General features: G+C 72.8%; 16 protein-coding genes. 6 read left to right on the top strand and 10 right to left on the bottom strand.

What is annotated here, in order from left to right; genetic code table 11:
- Positions 1–15: 15 nt before the first annotated feature.
- The 3 genes from ACFQSB_RS09230 to ACFQSB_RS09240 form a co-directional block, all read right to left on the bottom strand.
- Entirely contained in the window at positions 16–1,143 is a 1,128-nt protein-coding gene (locus tag ACFQSB_RS09230; protein ID WP_380825604.1) for a glycosyltransferase family 4 protein, read from the bottom strand.
- Between the two features lie 226 nt (positions 1,144–1,369).
- Positions 1,370–2,368: a lysylphosphatidylglycerol synthase domain-containing protein gene (locus tag ACFQSB_RS09235; protein WP_380825606.1), complete on the bottom strand. Its 999-nt coding sequence runs from the start codon at positions 2,366–2,368 to the stop codon at positions 1,370–1,372.
- On the bottom strand, positions 2,365–3,243 hold the full coding sequence (locus tag ACFQSB_RS09240) for a class I SAM-dependent methyltransferase (RefSeq protein ID WP_380825607.1): 879 nt from the start codon (positions 3,241–3,243) through the stop codon (positions 2,365–2,367). Before ACFQSB_RS09240 ends, ACFQSB_RS09235 begins: the two co-directional genes overlap by 4 nt.
- Before the next feature lie 120 nt (positions 3,244–3,363).
- Here ACFQSB_RS09240 and ACFQSB_RS09245 point away from each other — a divergent pair, with 120 nt between their 5' ends.
- On the top strand, positions 3,364–4,308 hold the full coding sequence (locus ACFQSB_RS09245) for a lysylphosphatidylglycerol synthase transmembrane domain-containing protein (protein WP_380825608.1): 945 nt from the start codon (positions 3,364–3,366) through the stop codon (positions 4,306–4,308).
- On the opposite strand, the gene ACFQSB_RS09250 is transcribed toward ACFQSB_RS09245, so the two are convergent.
- The 5 genes from ACFQSB_RS09250 to ACFQSB_RS09270 form a co-directional block, all read right to left on the bottom strand.
- On the bottom strand, positions 4,263–5,417 hold the full coding sequence (locus ACFQSB_RS09250) for a glycosyltransferase family 4 protein (RefSeq protein WP_380825609.1): 1,155 nt from the start codon (positions 5,415–5,417) through the stop codon (positions 4,263–4,265). The two genes, ACFQSB_RS09245 and ACFQSB_RS09250, sit on opposite strands and share 46 nt — an antisense overlap.
- Before the next feature lies 1 nt (position 5,418).
- Positions 5,419–6,348 (bottom strand): glycosyltransferase family 2 protein, encoded by a 930-nt coding sequence (locus ACFQSB_RS09255; RefSeq protein ID WP_354925663.1) that lies wholly within the window; start codon positions 6,346–6,348, stop codon positions 5,419–5,421.
- Positions 6,349–6,547: 199 nt separating this feature from the next.
- On the bottom strand, positions 6,548–7,468 hold the full coding sequence (locus ACFQSB_RS09260; RefSeq protein WP_380825612.1) for a permease-like cell division protein FtsX: 921 nt from the start codon (positions 7,466–7,468) through the stop codon (positions 6,548–6,550).
- Positions 7,469–7,522: 54 nt separating this feature from the next.
- Positions 7,523–8,440 carry a permease-like cell division protein FtsX gene (locus ACFQSB_RS09265; protein WP_380825614.1) on the bottom strand — a complete coding sequence of 306 codons (918 nt, stop codon included), beginning with the start codon at positions 8,438–8,440 and terminating at the stop codon, positions 7,523–7,525.
- A gap of 55 nt (positions 8,441–8,495) precedes the next feature.
- Positions 8,496–10,697, bottom strand: a complete 2,202-nt coding sequence (locus ACFQSB_RS09270) for a hypothetical protein (protein WP_380825616.1) — start codon at positions 10,695–10,697, stop codon at positions 8,496–8,498.
- A 291-nt stretch (positions 10,698–10,988) separates the two neighbouring features.
- On the opposite strand from ACFQSB_RS09270, the gene ACFQSB_RS09275 reads away from it, so the two are divergent.
- The 5 genes from ACFQSB_RS09275 to ACFQSB_RS09295 all read left to right on the top strand — a co-directional run bounded on the left by ACFQSB_RS09275 (position 10,989) and on the right by ACFQSB_RS09295 (position 19,377).
- Entirely contained in the window at positions 10,989–12,680 is a 1,692-nt protein-coding gene (locus ACFQSB_RS09275) for an ArnT family glycosyltransferase (protein WP_380825617.1), read from the top strand.
- A 284-nt stretch (positions 12,681–12,964) separates the two neighbouring features.
- Complete coding sequence (locus ACFQSB_RS09280; protein WP_380825619.1) at positions 12,965–14,716, top strand: LCP family protein; 1,752 nt, start codon at positions 12,965–12,967, stop codon at positions 14,714–14,716.
- A gap of 479 nt (positions 14,717–15,195) precedes the next feature.
- Positions 15,196–17,178, top strand: a complete 1,983-nt coding sequence (locus tag ACFQSB_RS09285; RefSeq protein ID WP_380825620.1) for an acyltransferase family protein — start codon at positions 15,196–15,198, stop codon at positions 17,176–17,178.
- Between the two features lie 80 nt (positions 17,179–17,258).
- Positions 17,259–18,377 carry a glycosyltransferase gene (locus ACFQSB_RS09290; protein ID WP_380825621.1) on the top strand — a complete coding sequence of 373 codons (1,119 nt, stop codon included), beginning with the start codon at positions 17,259–17,261 and terminating at the stop codon, positions 18,375–18,377.
- Positions 18,378–18,588: 211 nt separating this feature from the next.
- A complete protein-coding gene (locus ACFQSB_RS09295) occupies positions 18,589–19,377 on the top strand; it encodes an acetoacetate decarboxylase family protein (RefSeq protein WP_380825622.1) in 789 nt (262 codons plus the stop codon).
- A gap of 205 nt (positions 19,378–19,582) precedes the next feature.
- Here ACFQSB_RS09295 and ACFQSB_RS09300 read toward each other — a convergent pair whose 3' ends face one another.
- Positions 19,583–20,152 carry a TetR/AcrR family transcriptional regulator gene (locus ACFQSB_RS09300; RefSeq protein WP_380825623.1) on the bottom strand — a complete coding sequence of 190 codons (570 nt, stop codon included), beginning with the start codon at positions 20,150–20,152 and terminating at the stop codon, positions 19,583–19,585.
- On the bottom strand, positions 20,145–20,981 hold the full coding sequence (locus ACFQSB_RS09305; protein ID WP_380825625.1) for an alpha/beta fold hydrolase: 837 nt from the start codon (positions 20,979–20,981) through the stop codon (positions 20,145–20,147). The genes ACFQSB_RS09300 and ACFQSB_RS09305 overlap by 8 nt, the downstream gene beginning before the upstream one ends.
- Positions 20,982–21,094: the final 113 nt, after the last annotated feature.

The following is a 21,094-nucleotide window of genomic DNA, read 5'->3' on the forward strand; positions in this document are numbered from 1 at the left end:
ACCGGTGAGGCTAGCTCACTGATCGACCGCTCGTTGAAAGCTCATCATATGCGCCTCGGCGGAGGCCTCCCACGTGAACTCTCGCGACCTGGCAAGACCCGCCTCGGCGAGCGAGCGCCGGCGTTCCCCGGACGAAAGGAGCGCCCGCAGCGCGTCGCTGATGCTCCCGGCGTCGGGCTCGGTGTAGGCGACGGCGTCCCCGCCGACCTCGGGCAGCGAGGTGCGGTGGGTGGTCAGCACCGGCGCCCCGCAGGCCATGGCCTCCAGCACCGGCAGCCCGAAGCCCTCTCCGCGGGAGGGGAAGGCCACCACGACCGCGCCGCCGAGGAAGCCCGGCAGGTCGGCGAAGGAGAGGTAGCCCGGGCGAACGACCCGCACGGCCACCGGGAGCGCGCTGATGGCCTCGTCCACCTCGTCGCTCCACCCCGCCCCGCTCGCCAGGACCAGCGCGGGAGAGCCCGGCAGGTCGCGGACGGCCTGCCCGAAGCCCTTCACCAGGTTCGGGACGTTCTTGCGCGGCTCGAAGGCGCCGAGGAAGGCGACGTACGGGCGGCCGCGCAGGCCGAGCCGCCCCGACACCCGCTTGACCTCCTCCTCCGACGGCTGGTGGAACAGCGCCCGGTCGACCCCGTGGTAGGCGACGTCGATGCGCGTCGGATCGGCCGCGAGCACGCGCACCAGCTCGTCGCGGGTGGCCTTGGAGGGCACGATGACCCGCTCGGCGCTGCGGACGGCCGTGCGCGTCGCCGCGCGGAAGAAGGACGCCCTGACGTTGTCGTGCCGTCCGGGCTCGGTGAACCAGGTGACGTCGTGCACGGTCGCGACGGTGGGCAGCCCGGAGTGCAGCGGGATGGAGTAGTACGGGGCGTGGATGACCTGCGCGCCGACCTGGCGGGCCAGCACGGGGATGCCCGTCTGCTCCCACACCAGCCGCGCGGCGCGGTTGGTGATCGCCGGAGGCCCGGCGAGGATGCGGGCGGAGGGGGCGATCTTGCCGTAACGCTCGGCGTCGGCCCGCTGGCAGACCACCGACAGGTCGGCGCCGGCCCGGTCGAGCGCGGCGACCAGCCCGTCGACGTAGCGGATCAGGGCGCCGCGGTCGGCCGGAACCGCCGCGGCGTCGACGAGCACTCGGGGCGTCAAGAGCGATCGCTCCCTTCCGATCTCGGTGCCGGTCATCGGCGGAGATCGCGTGCGGGCGAAGGTCACCAGATCGGTGCGAACCGGCAGGGCCACCCGTGTGTCCCGCCGGTCACCGCCGGCCCCTCGCCCCCGATCCCCATCGGCATCACTCTATTGCGAGGGTCCCCGAATCCGTGAGAGATATGACAGGCATTTAGGGCGTCCGGCGGGCAACGAATGCGGAAAATCAGTCGTGTTCGGCGGTGACGGGAACGGATTCCGCGCGCCGGGCGGCCAAGCCCGCGAGGCCCGCCCACATCAGGTCGCCGAGCGAGACCAGCAGCCGCGAGCACAGCGCGGCGGCCAGCGCCGTCCCGCCGGGAAGGACGGGGGCGAGCGCCGCCACCATCGCCACCTCGCGCACCCCGGCCCCGGCGGGCGCGATGACCACGATGAACCCCAGGCACCAGGCCAGCGAGAACGCCCCCAGGGACAGCGCGAGGGCGCGCGGCCCGGCGGCGCCGAGCCCGGTCACGACCAGCCAGAGGTGGACGCCGTAGGCCGCCCAGCCCGCGAACGCCCAGCCCGCCGAGGCCAGCACGCCGCGGCGGCTGAGCGGGCGCTCCAGCGGCGGCCGGCGCAGCAGCCGCAGGCCGAGGCCGAGCACGCCGTTGACGACGCGCGGGTGCAGCCCGGCGACCAGCACGGGCAGCAGCAGGAGCAGCCAGGCGTAGCGGGCGACCGAGTCTCCGGCGAAGGCGGGCAGGGTGAGCACCGCCACTCCCAGGCCGCTGGCCAGGTAGATGGGGTAGGTCAGGAAGAAGGCGGTGGCGCTGCGCGAGCGCGGGACGCCGAGGTCCTTGCCCATCTCCATCTGCGCGAGCACCGGCCACAGCGAGCCGGGGATGTACTTGCCGAGCTGGCCGACGAAGAACACCTTGGCGGCGTCGGTGAGCGCGAGAGGCGACCCGAGGTCGGCCAGCAGGGCGCGCCACATGAGCATCCCCGCCGACAGGGCCGCGAGGACGGCCACCAGCGATGCGGCGAGCAGCGGCCACGACAGCCGGGAGAAGCCGTCGGCCACCTGTGACCAGCGCCCGGCGACGGCCCACGCCCCGAAGCCGAGGGCCACCAGCAGGAACAGCAGCCGGACCAGCTTCTTGCGCGCCGAGCGGGCGGGCGGAGCGGGCACGGCGTCCGGACCGGGCACGGCGTCCGGACCGGACATGGGGTCCGGAGGGGTCATGGGGTGCGGACCGGCTCGGGGGGCTGCGGGAGGGCGGGGCCCAGCGGCCGGCGGGGCATCTTGGTGGCCACCCACAGGTAGGTGGGCACGACCGGCAGCAGTGCCCGCAGCGCCGGGCGCGGCGTGCGCGCCAGCGTGCCCTGGGCGGCCCGTCCCACGGCGCCGGGGAACAGCTCGGCGCCGGCGAACCGCTCGGGCGAGGCCAGCACCGGGAAGGAGTAGTCCCAGACGTGGAATCCGGCGAGCATGCGCCGCAGCCCCGCCCGGGTGCGGAAGCGCTCGTAGTAGTGGTCGGCGCGGCCGAAGGCGCGCACGTAGCGGTCGGCCAGCGACGGCGGCAGGTAGGACAGGAACGGCAGCTTGTAGTGCGGCTCCATCACCCCGAGCCGGTTGCCCAGCCCGAGGTAGAGCACGCCGTCGTCGGCCAGCACGCGGTGCAGCTCGCGCACCACGGCGTCGGGGTCGACGACGTGCTCGTAGATGTGGTTCAGCACCAGCACGTCCATGGACCCGTCGGGGAACGGCAGCGCGGTGCCGTCGGCGCAGACGAACTCGACCCGCTCGCCGAACCGCCCGGCCGCCTTGCGCAGGCCCGGCACGTCGATGTCGATGCCGAAGGCGTGCCGCGCGCCCGCCGAGGCCAGCTCGTCGGCGATGAACCCGGCCGAGCAGCCGATGTCGGCCACCGTCAGCCCGTCGAGCACGCCGGGGGCGCCGGGGGCGCCGGGAGCGCCGTCGCCGGGGGCGGGGTCGCGGCCCAGGAAGTGCGCCAGGACGGCGATGATCTTGGCGGCCTTGCGGCGCCGCTTCGCCTCGTCCAGCATCGCCGCCTGGATCTGCGAGTACTCAAGCTGCGCCACGCGTTCACTGCCCACGGCCATCCACCCTAGTGGCTGGCGACGGCGGGACTCGTATGGTCACGGGCCGGCCATGATCGGGCAACGCGGCGGAGCAGACGGCTACCGGCCGGTAACCAGCCGTCGTACGCTGGGCGGATGGTGAACCGGCTGCGATCAAGTCCTCTGCTCCGGGTGGGGCTCGCGCTCGTCGCCCTCGCATTCCTGGCCTACGGCCTGTCCCGCAACTGGAACGACACGGTGGCCGCGATGGCCCGGCTGTCGTGGTGGACGGTCGCGGGGTCCTTCGCCGCGGTCCTGGTGGGTCTGGGGTTCATGCTCGTCGCCTGGCAGGTCGTGCTCGCCGGGTTCGGCTCGCCCCTGCCGATGCGCGTCGCCGCCAAGGTGCTGTTCGTCGGGCAGCTCGGCAAGTACGTCCCCGGCTCGGTGTGGGCGTTCGCCGCGATGATGGAACTGGCCCGCGACCACGGCTCGCCGCCGCGCCGCACCTTCGGCGCGACCGTGATCGGGCTGGTCGTCTCGCTCGGGTGCGCGCTCGGCCTCGCCGCGGTCACCCTGCCGCTGACCTCGCAGGACGTGGCCAGGCAGACGTGGTACCTGCTGCTGCTCATCCCGTTCATCGTGGCGGGGCTGCACCCTCGCGTGCTGACGTTCGCGCTGAACCTCGTGCTGCGCGTCGCCCGCAGGGAGCCCCTGGAGCAGGTGCTCCCCGGCCGGGCGATGCTCGTGGCGGCCGCCTGGACGATGGCCGGATGGTTGTTCTACGGCCTGCACATCTGGCTGCTACTGCGCGACATGGCCCCCGGCGGCCCGTCGCTGCTGGCCGTCGCCGCCGGGGCCTACGCGCTGGCCTGGGTGACCGGGCTGCTCACCGTGATCATCCCGGCGGGCATCGGCGTCCGCGAGGGGGCCATGGTGCTGGTGCTCGCGCCCGTGCTCGACGCCCCGCACGCGCTGGTCATCGCCGTGGTGTCCCGGCTGGCCTTCACCTTCGCCGACGTCGCCTGGGCCGGCATCGGATTCGTGGCGGCGCGCGGTCAGGCGCCCGCCGACAGCAAGGCGGCGGTGTACGCGGCCCAGTGAGGCTCGGGGTCGACGGCCTTGACGCCCAGGCGCAGCCGCTGGGGCTCGCCGTCCTGGTAGAAACGGCCGATCACCTCGGTCAGCGCGTCCACCGAGCCCGGCTCGGCCAGCAGGCCGTCCACCCCGTCGGTGACGTGGTCGGCGAGCGCGCCCACCCGGGTGGCGATGACCGGCAGCCCGTGCTCGTGGCCGAGCCAGGCGTTCTGGCTGGCCGTAGCCGAGCGGTAGGGCAGCACCAGGGCGTCGGCGCCGGCGAACAACCCCGGCACGTCATCGGCCGCGACGTACCCCGGCCGCAGCTCGACCCGATCGTCCAGGCCCAGCTCGGCGACCAGGGCGCGCGTCTCTTCCAGGCCGCCCCAGAACTCCCCCGCCACCGTCAGCGACACGCCCGGTACCCGGGCGAGGGCGCGCAGCAGCAGGTCCAGGCCCTTGTACGGGCGCACCATGCCGAAGAACAGCAGCCTGCGGCGCACCCCGCCGGACGCCGCCGCGAGGCTCTCACCCCCGGACGCCGCGAGGCTCTCACCCTTGGACGCCGCGAGCATCTCGCCCCCGGGCGCCGCGAGGCTCTCGCCCTTGGACGGCAGGTGCGGCGGCAGGCCGGCCACGCGCACCGGCGCGGGCGCCAGCCCGCGAGCCAGCCCCGCCTGCTCCTCGGAGTGCGCGAGCACGCGGTCGACCCGGCGCAGCAGCGCCCTGACCAGCGGCGCGTCGTACGGCTTGCGCTCGTGCGGCAGCACGTTGTGGCACAGCGCGACCACCTCGGTCGCGCGGCGCAGCCCTGCCAGGATGCCCAGATAAGGGGGCACCTGCACGGGGCTGAGCAGGGTCAGGACGGCCAGGTCGGCGCCGCGCAGCCGGCGGCCGCAGCGCAGCCACCCGTCGGGACGGCGCCAGTCGAGCTCGCGGCGGACGCCGGGGAACGGCTCCCCCTCCGGCGCGGAGATCGTCTGCTGCCCCGGGTACAGGAAGGAGGGGTACTGGGCGCGCCAGGACTCGATGACGACCTCGTGCCCCAGCGCCGTCAGCCGGTGGGCGAGCTCGGTCGTGTGCTGCGCTCCGCCGCCCTTGTACGGGTAGGTGGGCCCGACGATCGCGACGCGCACGTCATTCGCCCCGAGATCGCACGATCAGGTCGGCGAGCAGCGCCAGCGACCCGATGATCAAGCCCGAGAGGAACGTCATCACCGTGCTCGCCGGGAAGTAGAACGGGTGGCGGATCATGTCGACGACGCCCTTGCCCAGCGCGATGACCACCAGCCAGATCGCCGGCGGCATGAGCACCTTGAGCGGGTTGAAGTACATCACCATCCGCAGCACCTGCAGGATGTAGCGGTAGGCGTCGGAGATGAAGCTGAACTTCGACGTGCCCGCCCGCTTGCTGTACTCGATCGGCATGTAGTGCACGTCGTGCTGGTTGGACAGGAACGCCAGCGTGATCGTCGTCACGCAGGAGAACCCGGGGGGCAGCAGCCGCAGGTACGGCAGCGAGACCGACCGGCGGAAGGCCCGCAGGCCGGAGTTCAGGTCGGGGATCTCCTGCCCGGCCAGCCGCTCGGCGACCTTGCGGATGAACCACTTGGCCGGCACGCGCAGGATCTTGTGCGACCCCTGCTCGCTGGTGCGCGCGCCGACGACCTGGTCGATCGTCGGGTCCTTCTCCAGGATCTGCACCAGTTCGGGGATGCGCTCGTTCGGGTAGGTCATGTCGGCGTCGGTCCACACGACGATCTCGCCGCGCGCGTCCTGGGTGCCGATGCGCCGCACGGTGCCCGAGCCGCCGTTGCGGTGGAAGGCGACGATGTTCATGTGCGGGAACCGGGGCGCGGCCTCGCGCAGCCGGTCGAGCGTCCCGTCGGTGGAGTGGTCGTCCACCGCGACCAGCTCATAGGTGTAACCGCTGGCGTCCATGGCGCCGGTGATGCGCTCGACCTCGGCGATGACGTGGTCCTGCTCGTTGTAACAGGGCAGAACGATCGTCACATACGGCTTGGCGTCCACGGCGGATCCAGTCTCAGGCGTCTCGGTCACACTCACGTCGGGCGAGGATACAGGGCCCGGCCGGCATCCGAGTGTCCCTCGACCCCATCTAGGACTCTTCCGTCCCCTTTTGTCGTTCTGCCCGCCGGGTCGGCTCGTACTCCCCGTCCCTCCCGTCACCGAAGGCCGCACGCGGGTCACAGCCCCGCACCCGCACGCCGGGCACGTCCTCCGGCGACCTCGCGCACGCTGTGACTCAGAGGACGGACTCGACGCCGGGCACGTTCTTCAGCGCCCGCCGTATGAGCTCGGCCGCGTCCGGCCGGGCGAGCTTCACGTGATAGGACTCCGGCATGTTCACCAGGAGTTGGGGAGGACCGGCCCTGTCCTCGGGGTCGTAGTGCTTCCGCAGCTTCAGCGCGTGCTCGCGATCTTCGAAGTAGATCTTCTCCACCCCGTCCACCTCCCGGATCCGGTCCAGGATGACCTCTCTCTGCCGTTCGGTGGGCGACTGGTACCTGGAGGACGCGCACGCCTTGGGCGCGCCGGTGCCGCACAGGGTCACGGTCACGTTCGCCTTGCCCGTCCAGAAGTCCGTCGGCGCGCGATAGATCCTCCACACGCCCGCGACCCGGCCGCCCCGTTCCGCCACCTGGCCGAAGACACCGGGGCTGGTGAGAACCCCCTCGAAGGCGTCGCGGAACATCTCACGGGTCATCGTCGTCACCAGGCCGTCGGTCCGGTAGACGACGCCGTGCTTCTTGCCCGCCTCCTGGAACTCGGCCTCGCCGCTGACGAACCGCACCGAGGCCACCCCCGGGACGGCTCGCAGCTCCGCCTCGATACGGCGGAGGTCTCTGGTGGCCTCCGCGCCGCCGGCCTGGCACTCCGCGATCTCGGGCTCGCACAGGAAGACCGAGAACCTGTCCTGCACGGGCAGGGCGACATCGGGCGGCGGCAGCGGCTCGCGGGACTTCAGGTACAGGTATCGGCCGCCGCCCCCGACCAGCCCGAGCAGGACGACGACGGCCGCCACCACCGCCAGCGGTCTCCGGTGAGCCGACGCCCACCGCCTTCCCGCCGCCTCCCACACGCGTGATCGGGACTCGCGTTCGGAGTCTCCGTCCCCGAACGACAACTCCTCGCCGGTCTCGGACGGCTCGCCTCGCCACTCCATGTCGTCAACTCTTCCGATCGTGACGACCCGCCGTCAACCGCGGGCCGCGCGGGATCACCGCACGTCTTCGACGCCGGGCACGTTCTTCAGCGCCTGCCGCAGGCGCTGGGACGCGTCAGGCCCGGCGATCTTCACGCGGAAGGACTCCTGCATGTTCACCAGCAGCAAAGGAGGGTCGAAGGACCGGTCCTCGGGGTAGTAGTGCTTCTGCAGCCGCAGCGCGTGTCGCCTGTCCTCGAAGTAGACCTGCTCCACCCCGTCCACCTCGCGGATCCTGTCCACGATGGCCTGCCTCTGCCGCTCCGTCGGCGACTCGTAGTCGAGCGGCGCGCACTCCTTGGCCGCGCCGGTGCCGCACAGGATCACCGTCACGTTCGCCTTGCCCGTCCAGTATTCCGTCGGCGTCCGCCAGACGTCCGCCACGCCCGTCACCAGACGGCCCCGCGCCGCCACCTGGGCGAAGAGATCGGGGCTGCGGAGCACGCCCTCGAAGCCGTCGGCGAACATGTCGCGAGTGATCGGCATCATCGAACCGTCCGGCTGCCGGTAACCGCCCTCCTTCTTGACCCGCTCGAACTCGGCTTCGCCGCTGCGGAACCGCACTCTGGCCACTTCTGGAATCGCCACCAGATCGGCCTCGATGCGGCCGACGTCCTTGGCGGCCTCCGCGCCGCCGTCCTGGCACTGGGTGATTCCGGCCCCGCACAGGACGACGACGAACCTGTCCTGCACGGGCAGGGCGACGTCCGGCGGCGGGAGCGGCTTGCGGGACTCCTGGTACAGGTGCCGGCCGCCGGCGCCCAGCGCCCCGAGCAGGACGACGAACGCCGCAACGGCGGCCAGCAGCTTGCGATGCGCCGAGACCCACGTCCGGCCCACCGACTCCCATGCCGATAATCGCGACTCGCGCCCGGGGTCGTCCCCGAACGACAGCTCCTCGCCGGCCTCGGGGGGTTCCACTCGCCAGTTCATGGCGTCCACTTTCCCGATCACGCCTCCCGGGCGTCAAACGACGAGCCGAGAACGGTCAGACCGCGCCGGGGATGACCATCCACACGTCGATCGAGAGGGACCAGGTGCCGTTCGGGGCGTCGATGAGGGAGCGCTCGTCCTGGCGCGTACGGAGCCGCACCACCTGCGCAGGCGTCCCGTACCGGATCAACTGCACCTTCTCGGCGGCCAGCAGCACCGGGACGCGCCCGGCGGCGCGCACGCGCCGGACCAGCCGGGTCACGTCGGAGGCCGCCGCCACGTCGCGCGTCTTGTCCGCCCCGCCGTCGTCCGGGGCGGTCGCCGCCGGGGCCCCGGGAACCGGAGGCGTGGCGCCCCCGCCCTCCGTCCGGACCTGCGCGGCCGGCCGGTCGCACATGGCCCGGACGACCTGGGTGAACCGGTCACCGGTGACCCGCTCGATCATCAGGACCGACGCGTCGGGCGGCAGCGCCGCGCACAGCTTCCGCACCGCCGCCGCCTCGCCGCGCTCCACCGGGGTGAAGGCCGTGCCGATCGAGGTGACCGTTCCCGGCGCCACCAGCAGCACGGCGCCCGCCGCCGTCAGCCACCGCATGGCCGTCGTCCCGTACCCGGCGCCGCGGATCCTCGCCCACGCCCAGCGCAGGCCCCACACCGCGAGGACGACCAGGCCCGGGATCACCACCGGCACCAGCCGCCGCGACGCGAACGGATGGTCGGGGGTGATGGCGGGCCGCCACAGCGTCGTCACGGTCGTCCAGCCGATGATCGCCAGCGGCAGCGGCCACGGCAGCCCCCTGCCCCGCGCCATCCGCCGCACCAGCACGGCGGCGGCCAGGGTGGCCAGCATGACCACGGGCACGCCGACGTACCAGATCACCCAGTACAGCGACTGCTCCGAGTAGAGGCGGGCCGGATCGGGCCGCATCCCGTTCGCCTGCTGCGTCCACTGGATGAAGATGGAGTTCAGCGTGTCCTCGACCGTGGCCGGCACGCGCCGCACGGTCTGCACCCACGGGCGCACGGCGAACCCCGCCATCACCAGGACGACCAGCGCCGCCAGCACCTCGGGCAGGCGGCGCGCCGGACGCCACGCGCGCACGGCCCTGCCCGCCGCCGGGATGACCCGCGGCCCGGCGACCGCGCCCGCCACGGTCAGCAGCAGCACGGCCCCGCAGATCACCAGCAGCGGCCTGACCGAGTCCGACAGGTAGTTCAGATACGGCCGCGACAGGAAGAAGGCCGCCACCAGGCCCAGGCCCGCGCCCGCCAGCAGGCCGCCGAGCAGCGGCACGCCCATCCGCGCGTACGCCTCGCCCCGGCCGCGCCGCCCGCGCAGCGCGATCAGCAGCCCCGCGTACACAAGGACCGGGAGCACGTCCCGCAGCCCGTCCACCCGCACCAGGACGGCGAGACCGAAGGACAGGCCGGCCAGCACGGCCGTCCCCCGCGACCGGCCGAGCGCGTCGGCGGCCAGCGCCATGCCACCGAAGATCAGGATCAGGGACGGGATCTCGCTGAACGTGGTGCGCGAGGTGTAGAGGATCGGCAGCGCGACGGCGAACGCCAGCGCCGCCACGGGCGCCCACCGCGCGCCCGCCAGCCGGGCGGCGACCCCGGCCACGGTCAGCACGGCCAGCGCGCCGAGCACCGGCGGCACCATCAGCAGCCCGGACAGCCCGCCCAGCCACGCGCCGATGGAGTCGATCAGCGGCGCCCCCGGCATGAACTGCGGCACCACCGCGCCGCCGTGGTCGTAGAAGCCGATGCTGTCGAACCGCAGCGCCGGGTCCGGACCGCCGAACGCCGCCGTGGGATAGGGCATGGGCAGGAAGCCGTGCCCGGCCAGCCAGGCGGTGTACTGGGCGTAGGTCGCCGGGTCCCTGCGGACGATCAGCTGCTCGGTGTGGAAGATCGCGTTGAACACCCCGGAGGCGACCGCGACCCCGACGACCGCCCACACATGCCCCGCCGAGGCGTCCCCCACCTCTCCCCCGCCTCGCGCGTCGCGGGTGTCGTGCGGCCGTCCGGCGAGGCCACCGGGCGGCTTCCCGGACCGGGTGCCGTACACGCACAGGGCCGCGGCGAGGGCGCCGCCGAGCAGCAGCGCGGGCAGGGGACGGAACCAGCCGGCCAGCAGCAGCGGCAGTCCGGCGAGCAGCCAGCCGGTCAGGACGAGCGCGGGCATGGCCGTCACCGCCGCGAGCACCCGGCCCGCCTGCGGCCACCGTGAGCGATCGCGCCAGACTCCGTCCATGATCCCGGCGAGCCTAGCGGCCGCGCTGTCCCCCCGTGTCGCCACGCACCCCTCCCACCGGTACCTTCCCACCCCTGAGAACCAGCGACGCTCTCGGGCCGCGCGGCGGCCGGTGACGGCCGCGAGCCGCCGAGCAGGTCCGCGCGGCCGGACAGCGCACGGGCCGGTCGGCGCGGGGGCCGGAACGGGGCGCGGGCGGGTGGCCGGCCGGTAACGTAGCGGCGCGTACGCGGGTCTCGCGTGCGCGTTCGTGTCTTCCCGGGACGCCGGGACCCGTGGGCTGGGGGTGGAGTGGTCGCTTCGGAGCGGGGCTCCGGCGTGCGGAGCGGCGCGGGCGAACCCTCCGGGCCGTCCTCCGGCGGGCGGGTCCGTTCCTGGTGGCCGCCCTCGGGCGGGGGGTTCTCCTCGTGGTGGTCCTCGGAGCGGGCGGGCGGGCGGCTGTGGGGCGGGCTGCGGGCGCACCGGTGGTTCCTCGGGGTGCTCGGGCTCGGCGTGGCGCTGCGCGTGGTGGCCATGCTCGGCTACCGGCCGGTGCTGTGGTTCCCCGACTCCTACACCTACGTGGTGACGGCGCTGCGTCCCCGTCCCGACCTGGTGCGGCCCGCCGGTTACTCGATGTTCCTGCGTCTGCTGGAGCCGTTCCACTCCTTCGGGTTCGTGGCGTTCGTCCAGCACCTGCTCGGGGCGGCCATCGGCGTGCTGGTCTACGCCGCGGTCAGACGGGCCGGCGGGCGGGTCTGGGCGGCGACGCTCGCGGCGGCGCCGGTGCTGCTGGACGCCTACCAGGTCCAGCTCGAACACCTCCTGGTCTCCGACACGCTGTTCGCGTTCCTGCTGGTGGCGGCCATGTACGTGCTGCTGGGCCGGCCCAGGTGGCGCGCCGTGTGCCTGGCGGGGGCGCTGCTGGGCGCGGCGACGCTGACGCGCACGGTGGGACTGCCGCTGCTCGCCGTCGTGGCGGTGTGGCTGCTGGTCCGCCGTCCCAGCCGGGAACCGCTGGTCCGCCGTCCCCGGAAGCAGACCTCCGGCGCCGGCGCCGCCGGAGCGGTGTGGCCGCCGGTCGGGCGTCCCGGTGAGCAAGCGCCGGGTGCCGGACGCGCCGTCGGTGCCCGCGGGGTCATGACGCGGGCATGGCGGCGGGCGCGGCCGGCGGCGGTGCTGGTGCTCGTCGCGCTGGTGCCCATCGCGGGGTACGCGGCCTGGTTCTGGGCGACCTACCACCGGGTCGGCATCGTGGGCTCCAACGGCGTCTTCCTGTACGGGCGGACGATGTCGTTCGCCGACTGCTCGGTCATGCGGCCGCCCCGGGACCTCGCGGTGCTGTGCGACGACAGGCCGCCCTCGCGCCGCCCGCCGTCGCAGGAGTACGTGTGGGCGCCGGACGCGCCGTTGGTGGCGTTGCCGGGCATCACCTTCACCCAGGAGACCGACCGGCTCGCGGGGCGGTTCGCGCTGCTCGCGTTGCGCAGCCAGCCGCTGGACTACGCCGCCTCGGTGCTCTCGGAGCTGGCCCGCTCGTTCACCCCGAACCGCCCGGTGTACCCCGACCAGGAGATCTACGACTACTACGAGTTTCCGGCGCGGACGCCCCCGCCGCCGGGACGCTACCCGGCGACCTACGGGGCGAGCCTCGCCGTGCGCTATGAGCGGGGTCCGATCGGCACTCGCGTCGTCGAGCCCCTCGCGGGGTGGACCCGCGCCTACCAGGACGTGGTGTGGCTGCCGGGCACGGTCTTGCTGGCCGTGCTGCTCCTGCCTCCGGGCGTGGCCGCGGGACGCGCGTGGCGGTCGCGGGCGCGCCGCCGCGCGGAGGGGCCTGGGACGAGCCGGACGGCGTGGGCGCCGCCGTGGGTGATGGCGGTGTCGTTGCTGGTCATTCCGGCCGCCACGGCGGAGTTCGACTACCGCTATGTGCTGCCCGCCGTGCCGCTGGCGTTCCTGTCCGCGGGGCTCCTGACGGCGAGACAGACGGATCGGTCATGACGGTCGTGACCTGGTGATCCTGTGAACTTCCAGTAAACCCACCGTTTGCGTTATTCCAGGAAATATCCTCGTGTCGGTATGCTTGGCCGCCCGATCGACCCCCTCTGGAGTAACCGTGATCATGCGCCTGTTCCTCCGATCATGTCGCCCAGAGTCGGCCCGGTGACTAACCTCATGACGAAATGAGCGAGCACCGACACGGCGCCACGGTCACCAACCATCGGAACGCGCCTCCCGCCTCCGGTCGCCGGTCCAGCCGCGGCCGAGCGATGGAGCAGCCTCCCGTGGACGTCCCTCCCCGCGAAGGGGGCCGCCGCCGCAGAGGCGTCCCCCCCGATGCCCCCGCCCCGGTACGGCCCGCGGGCCCTCACGGCCCGTACGAGAACCATCCCTCGGGCCCGCAGGACTTCCCCATGGTGGACGAGCAGCGCGGCCGCCGCCAGCGCGGCGGTCCCGTCGAGGGGCCTCCGCCGCCGGACGAGCCCGGCCGCGGCCGGCGACGCGGCGGCGGCGATGGCGGTCCCGGAGGCGGCGGCCCGCCTCCGCACGGCAGCGGCGGCAACGGGCGCATGCGCGTCCTGGCCTACGTCAGCATCGCGCTCACCAGCGTCATGGTGCTGCTGGCGCTCACCGGCTACACGCTGTACCGCAACGTGCTCGGCGAGGTCCGCACCGAGGACGTCAGCGGCGACCTCAACGCCAACCGCCCCGTGAACGCCACCGGGGCGCTCAACGTCCTGCTGGTCGGCTCCGACTCGCGGGCCGGCGACAACAAGAAGTACGGCCAGCACATGAGCGACCTCGGCGAACGCACCGACACGATCATCCTCATGCACGTGTCGCCGAACCGCGACAAGGCGACGCTCATCAGCTTCCCGCGCGACTCCATGGTGCAGATCCCCGAGTGCAAGAACGCCCGCACCAAGGTGGCCATGCCGCCGCGCCTGGACATGATCAACTCCGCCTTCAACGAGGGCGGCATGGCCTGCACGATCAACACCATCGAGGCCAACACCAACATCCGCGTCGACCACTACCTCAAGGTCGACTTCACCGGCTTCAAGGCCATCGTCGACGCGCTCCAGGGCATCCAGATCTGCGTGCCGACGGCGGTGGACGACAAGCAGGCCAAGCTCCACCTGCAGGCCGGCAAGCAGATCGTCAAGGGCGAGACCGCGCTCGCCTACGTCCGCGCCCGCCACTCGCTCGGCGACGGCAGCGACATCAGCCGCATCAAGCGGCAGCAGATCTTCCTGTCCCAGGTCGTGAAGAAGGCCACCAGCGGCGACACCCTGACCAACCCCGGCAAGCTGCTGGCCCTGGTCAAGGCGGCCGCCCACTCGGTCGTCATGGACCCGCAGCTCGACGTCGACACGCTCATCCAGATCGCCCAGAGCGCGCGCAGCCTCACCGCCAAGGGTGTCAAGTTCGTCACGGTTCCCTGGCAGCCGTACACGGAGGACAAGAACCGCGTCCAGTGGAAGCAACCGGACGCCGGCAAGATGTTCGAGTCCCTGCGCACCGACACCGAGGTCACCCCGTCGCCGGCGCCGAGCGCGGCGTCCACGGGGCCCGCCAAGCCGGCGATCAAGCCGGGCCAGGTGCGCATCCAGGTCGTCAACGGCACCAACACCGCCGGCAAGGCCAAGGAGGTCGCCGAGGCGCTCGCGGCACAGGGCTTCAAGGTCACGCAGGTCGGCGACGCGCGCAACGCCGACGGCACCGACCGGCCGAAGACCATGCTGCTCTACGCCAAGAACGCCGCCGACGGCGCCGACTACGCCGCCCCGGTGGCCGCGAAGCTGGTGCCCAAGGTCACCCCGGCCTCCGGCAAGGTGAAGGCCGGTCTGGTGCAGCCGTTCACCCCGTCGGTGACCCCGACCACCCCGCCGGCCGGCGCGACCGCGACGCCGGCGCCCGGCGCCCCGATCATCCAGCTCGTCATCGGGGCCGACTTCAAGAACGTCAAGGTGCCGGTCACCATCCCCGACAGCGCCCGGGTCGTGGACTCCAAGACCGACGTCTGCAGCACCTGACCCGAAAGGCCGACAAAGGCCGAAAAGTCCTGGACAAGGCCCGGTTCCCCTGAGGGACCGGGCCTTGTCCATGCCGCGCCCGGCTTCTGCGGGAATCCGGCGCGTGGGTGGTCGGGCCCTGATGGCGGTTCAGCGACGCCCATGCTCGCCAGGGCGCTGCGGCGAGACGCGGATCCCCGGGCGCGGAGACGAGACGCCGGCCCGGGCATGCTTTCTCGCCGGACGCCGGTCAAGGTGCCGGGGCGCCGGGAGAGCGTCGACGCGCGCCGGAAAGGGCCGGACATGACATGGCCGGACCGGAGTTGTCAGAGGTCCGAGCAAGGGCAAGTTCGGAGTCCGTCGCGACAATTGAAGATCGGCGCGTTAGGGTGGATCATCTGGCAGGCGTGCTCCCGCGATCGTTCCGCCACACCGGCCGAGGGCACCGGCCACAGTCAGAAGCTTCCTGGTCTCCCGACAGATAGCTGAGCGTTTCCCCCGTGAGTGACACCCGATCCTCCTTCCAGGTTCCGGCCTCGCGCACCGACGGCGTCTCCACCGACGCCGGCGACGGCGCCCCGTCCCCCGAACGAGGGCAGGCGCTGGCAGATCCCGGTCTGAGCACCGGCGCGGGCATCGGTGCGGGCACCGATGCGGGCACCGGCGAGGAAGAGGCGCCCACCGCGCGCTGGCCCGTCCCCGACTACGCCGAGCCGCCGACGGGCGCCTGGGACCGGCACCGGCCCCCGACGGGCGATCGACGCCGCGAGCCCCGCTGGCCCGTCCCTGACAGCGCCATGACCGCCGGCGACGGCACCGGCCGTGGCCGCCGCGGCGCCCACTCCGGCGGAACGCCCGCCGACGACGATCCCGAGACCTTCACCTTCGACCGCCCCTCCTGGGAGGACAACCCGGGCGCTCACGGCAGCCCCGCGGCCCCGGGGGCGAACGGCGGCTCGATGTTCTCCGGGGCGCACGACGCGGTCACCTCTTCGGGGGCGCACGGCATCGGCATGGCCGACTCTCCCAGGCCAGGAGCGCACAGCGAGGCCACCTCCTCGGGCGGCCACGCCCTCGGCTCGGTTCCCGGCGCGTACGGCGCGGACCCCGGCGTCCAGGGCTCGCTTCCGGGCCCGCACGGAGTTCCCGGCACGCACGGAGTTCCCGGCACGCACGGGGGTCCCGGCTCCTACGAGGGTCCCGGCGCGCACGGGTCGGTCCCAGGTGCGCGAGACGCGCTCGGCGTGCCGGTGGAGGCGCCGGAGTCGGCACCGTCCCCGGACGGGTTCTCCTACTGGCAGCGCCCCGCGGCCCCGCAGCCGGGCGGCGGCGCCACGCCGCCGGGCCGTCCCGGCCCGGGCTCGGCCATGCCCGCCTGGGAGCGGCGCCCCTCCGGCGAGGGCCCCGGCCAGGCGGTCGACGGCTGGGACGACCCCGAGGCCGAGGAGGCCCCGCCGCCCCGGCCCGCGAAGCGCCCCCGCGAGCCGTACCTGGACAACGTCAAGTTCCTGCTCATCGCGCTGGTGCCGGCCGGGCACGCGCTGGTGCCGACGCTGTCGGCGCACTCCTCGCGGTCGGCCTACCTGTTCATCTACGTGTTCCACATGCCGCTGTTCGTGGTCATCAGCGGCTACCTGAGCCGGAACTTCTGGAACTCCAACGCCAAGACCAACAAGCTCGTCGACACCTTCCTCGTGCCGTACGTGATCGTGGAGGTCGGCTACGCCGTGCTCCGCTTCGCGCTCGGGCACAAGTGGAGTCTGACGATCATCGACCCGGCCTGGCTCAACTGGTACCTGCTGGCCCTGCTGCTGTGGCGGCTGTCCACGCCGGTGTGGAAGCGCATGCGCTACCCGCTGCCGATCGCGGTCGCGGTCTACCTGCTCGCCGGCCTGTCCGACCTGCCGGGCGACTTCAGCATGGACCGCTTCTTCGGGCTGATGCCGTTCTTCGTGCTCGGCCTGTGGTTGCAGCCGCACCACTTCGACATGCTCAACCGCCTCTGGGTGAAGATCCTGTCGGTCGGGGTGCTCGCCGGCGCGGTCGGCGTGGCGATCGTCATCGCACCGCACGTGCCGCTCGACCCGGTGTACTTCAAGGACAGCTACGCCGAACTGCACCTGTCGTGGTGGATGGGCATGGGCATGCGCGCGGGCCTGCTGGTCGCGGCGCTGGCCGTCTCGTTCGCGATCCTGGCGCTGGTGCCGCGCAAGAACACCTGGTTCTCCGACCTCGGCACCCGCACGCTCTACTGCTACCTGCTCCACGGCATCCCCGTCATGATCGCCAAGGAGATGGGCTGGCTGAGCTTCCCGTGGCTGCACGGCCCGCTCGGCGTCATGGCGATTCTGAGCAGCGCGTTCGCCCTGGCCATCGTCCTGTGCCTGCCCGAGACGCGCACGGTGTTCAAGTGGCTGCTCGAACCGCGCCTCACCTGGCTCTACCGCAGGCCGTCCAACCGGCCCAAGGAAGCCACCACCTAGAGGCGGATGTTCAGCGGCATTTCCATTGTGATTCACGGTGCGCACCCGGACAGGAAGGGAACGGCACTCAGCATCGACACATGAAGGTATGTGTCGGCACGATCGTCCACCACCCGGAGGACGCGCGGATCATGCATCGGCAGATCCGGGCGCTGCTCGACGCCGGGCACGAGGTCACCTACGTCGCGCCGTTCACCCACTGCAACGTCACCCCGCCGCAGGAGATCCGGGCGATCGACGTGCCGCGCGCCGTCGGCCTGCACCGCGGACACGCGCTGAACATGGCCCGCGGCGCGCTCCGCCGGGGCGTCAAGGACGCCGACCTGCTGCTCGTGCACGACCTGGAACTGCTGTTCGCCCTGCCGCGGCGACGCCCCACCACGGTCTGGGACGTGCACGAGGACATCGTGGGCGCGCTGGACACCAAGACCTACCTTCCCGCGTCCGCGCGCCGGATGCTGCCCGGCCTGTTGCGCCGCGTCGAGACCCGCGCCGAGCGCCGCCTGCACCTCATCCTGGCCGAGGCCGCCTACCGCGACCGGTTCGCCGGGGACCACCCGGTGATCCCGAACACCACCTACGTCCCCGAGACCGCGCCGCCGCCGCCCGGCGCCAACCGGGTCGTGTACATCGGCCAGTTGTCGGAGGCCAGGGGCGCGCTGGAGATGATCGAGCTGGCCCGCAGGCTCCGGCCGCACGGCATCCGGCTCGACCTGATCGGCGCCGCCGACACCGCGGTGCGCCCGTTCCTGCGCGACGCGCAGCGCGAGGGACTGCTCGACTGGTTCGGATACGTGCCGAACAACCACGCGCTCCGCATGGCCCAGGGCGCCCTCGCCGGGCTGTCGCTGCTGCACGACGTGCCGAACTACCGGCAGTCCCTGCCGACCAAGGTCATCGAGTACATGGCCCGCGGCCTGCCGGTGATCACCACGCCGCTGCCGCTGGCCGCCTCGATCGTCGGCCGCGCCGACTGCGGGGTGATCGTCCCCTACGGCGACGTGGACGCGGTCGCCCAGGCCGTCCTGCGGCTGCGCGACGACCCCGAGCGGCGGATCGTGATGGGCGCCCACGGGTACGCCGAGGCCCGCGGCCACTACCACTGGCCCGACCAGGCCCGCGAGTTCGTCGCCCGCCTCGAGGAATGGGCCGCCACCCCCCTCCCCACCCGAAACCTCCCCCAAGCCGCCCTGGCCTGACGCTCCCCCACCGGCCAGATCGCCTGCGCCGGGCCAGAAGCTCGTCCTCTGACTCCACCCCGGCCACGCGCTGCTGTGATCGGCGCCGGGTCGGCGGGTCGTGGTACGGCGATGCCGGCGCCCGTTACGGCGCCCGAGCCGACGATGTCGCCCCTCGCCTGTCCTCTGGTACGGCTGGCGTCCGGCGAGCCTGATTGGTGTACTGGACGCTGTGACTAGCCATCTCATCAAGGGACGCCGGGTCACCATGCCGGTCGAGGTCCGGGACGCCACCGTCTGCGCCGCCATGTACCTCGTGCGAGCCGACGCCGCCCGCGCGGTGCTCGCCTACGCCGACCAGGACGTCATCGAGGTGCTCCCCGGCAAGGCGCTGTGCGCGCTCGGCTTCATCCGCTACGCCGACGGCGACCTCGGGTCCTACAACGAGTTCGGCATGGGCTTCCTCGTCCGTCCCCCCGGCGCGGTCCGCCCGCCCGCGCGAGGCAGGATGTCCGGGATCAAGGACCTGCGCCGGAACGGCAGCGGGGCCTTCGTCCACTGGCTGCCGGTCGACCAGAGCTTCACCCTGGAGGCCGGCCGCTCCATCTGGGGTTTCCCCAAGGAGCTGGCCGAGGTGGACCTGCGGCTGTCGTCCCCCTACAAACGGTGCGTCCTGCGCAAGGACGGCCGCCTGGTGCTCGACCTGCTGATCAAACCGGGCATGCCCGTCCCCGGCCCGCCCCCGCCAGGCGTCCCCATCCCAGGTTTGCCCCTGCCCGGCGGCGGTTCGGTCGACCTGGACGCCTACACCCGCCTGGACGGCGTGACCCGGCGCATTCCTTGGACGACCCGTCCCCGCGGCCTGCGCACCCGTCCCGGCGGAGCGCTGATCAGGCTCGGCAACCACCCCATCGCCAAGGAACTCAGCGAACTGGGCCTCCCCAAACGCGCCCTCCTGACCGCCACCGCCACCCACGTGAAAATGACCTTCCACCCCGCCCACCACCTCGCCGCCCCCTGACCCCACGAGCACTGACCGGCGCCAGGCGCGACTCGTCACCCGAAGAGGCAACGGCTGCTTTCGCCGGGTGGGGCTCTTCACCCGATGATCCCGATGATGCGGACAAGGAAATCCGCGGCACCTGAAGCCCTGAGAAGATGGAGTCGGCAGGCCTTTCGGTCGCATCATCGAGGCGATGTTCACCTCTCGAGACCGGTGCGACGCCCTAGTTCGGCGCCGGCTTGGGCAGGCCGGCGGTGATCATGCCCAGGAGCAGGGCGTAGGTGTCGTCCAGGTCGACGGGGAGGCCGAAGCCGCCGGCGGTCTCCAGGACGGCGAAGCCGTGGGCGGCCGCGCGCAGGCACCGCGTCGCGTGGATGGCATCGGCCCCCTCCAGCCCGTACGCGCGGAGCGCGCCGACCACGATGCCGACCAGCGCCCCGGCCGCCTTGGCCTGGTCGCCACCCTCAGGGGGCGCGGCCTGGCTCATCGCGGCGTACCGGCCGGGGTTGGCGACCGCGTAGTCCCGGTAGATGTGCATGAAGGCGCGCAACGCCTGGTCTCCGGACCGGCCGAGCAGCGCCTCGCGCAGGCGGTCCGCCAGCTCGTTCATGACGCGGGCGGACACCAGGTCGTTGAGCTCCGCCAGGTTGCGCACGTGCTTGTACAGGGACGGCGTGGCGACGCCCGCTCGCCCGGCCACCGCCGCCAGAGTGACCGCGGCCGGGCCCTCCTCGTCGATGATCCGCAGTGCGATGTCGACGACCGCGTCCGGGGAGAGCCCTGCCCTAGCCACGAGCGTGGTCCTTCAGGAAACGCAGCACGGCCTCGGCGACCTCGGCGGGGAACTGCGCGTGCGGGTAGTGGCCGGCGCCGTCGATCATCGTGACGACGCCGCGCCCGGCCGGCATCTCGGCGACGATGCCCTCCGCCTCGGCCTGGGGATTCACCCAGTCGGGGTCGAGGGTGCCCATGACGACCAGCGCGGGAACGGCGAGCTTGGGCAACTCGGCGCCGGCGTCGGTGGGCGCCGACATGCCCATCTTGCTCACCACGGCCATCCGTCCCGGCCGGCGCAGCGCGGTCGCCAGGTCGGACATGTACGCATCGTAGTCGGCGGGCCGGGTGCCGGGGTAGGCGTGATCGAGGTAGCGGCGCCAGAACTTCACGCTGCGCAGGATTCCGGTGGCCATCAGCAGTGAGATGCCCTTGCGGTGCCGCCGGTCGCGCAGCAGGCCGCCGAAATCGATCTTCTGCGCCCGGGTGAACGGGCCGAGCTCGACGACCGCGCTGACCAGTTCGCGGTGCTGGGCGGCGGCGATGGTGGCCGCGCCGCCGGAGAAGGAGTGCCCGACGAGCACCGCCGGCCCGCCCAGGTGGCGGATCAGCGCGACCAGGTCGGCGGCGACGTCGGTGCGGGTGTAGGAGGGCCAGCCTGTGCTCGACTCCCCATGACCGCGCAGGTCCACCGCGGCGACCCGGTATCCGGCGGCGACCAGGCGGGGCGCCAGCAGCCGGTACGCCCGCCGGCCGTCCCCCATGCCGTGCGCCAGAACCACCAGCGGCCCCTCCCCCGACACCTCGTATGCCAGCCGCCCGCCCTCGGTCTCCAGGAATTCCGTCATGGTCCCCTCACTTCACGCTTGGCTAATGTTGTTAGCCATAAAGCTAACGCTATTAGCCGAGACTGTCAACTCCCCATTCGCTCCGTTGAAGATGCGGTCGAGGTGGTAGTCGA

This window comes from Sphaerisporangium rhizosphaerae, from assembly GCF_042665155.1.
GTDB lineage: Bacteria > Actinomycetota > Actinomycetes > Streptosporangiales > Streptosporangiaceae > Sphaerisporangium > Sphaerisporangium rhizosphaerae.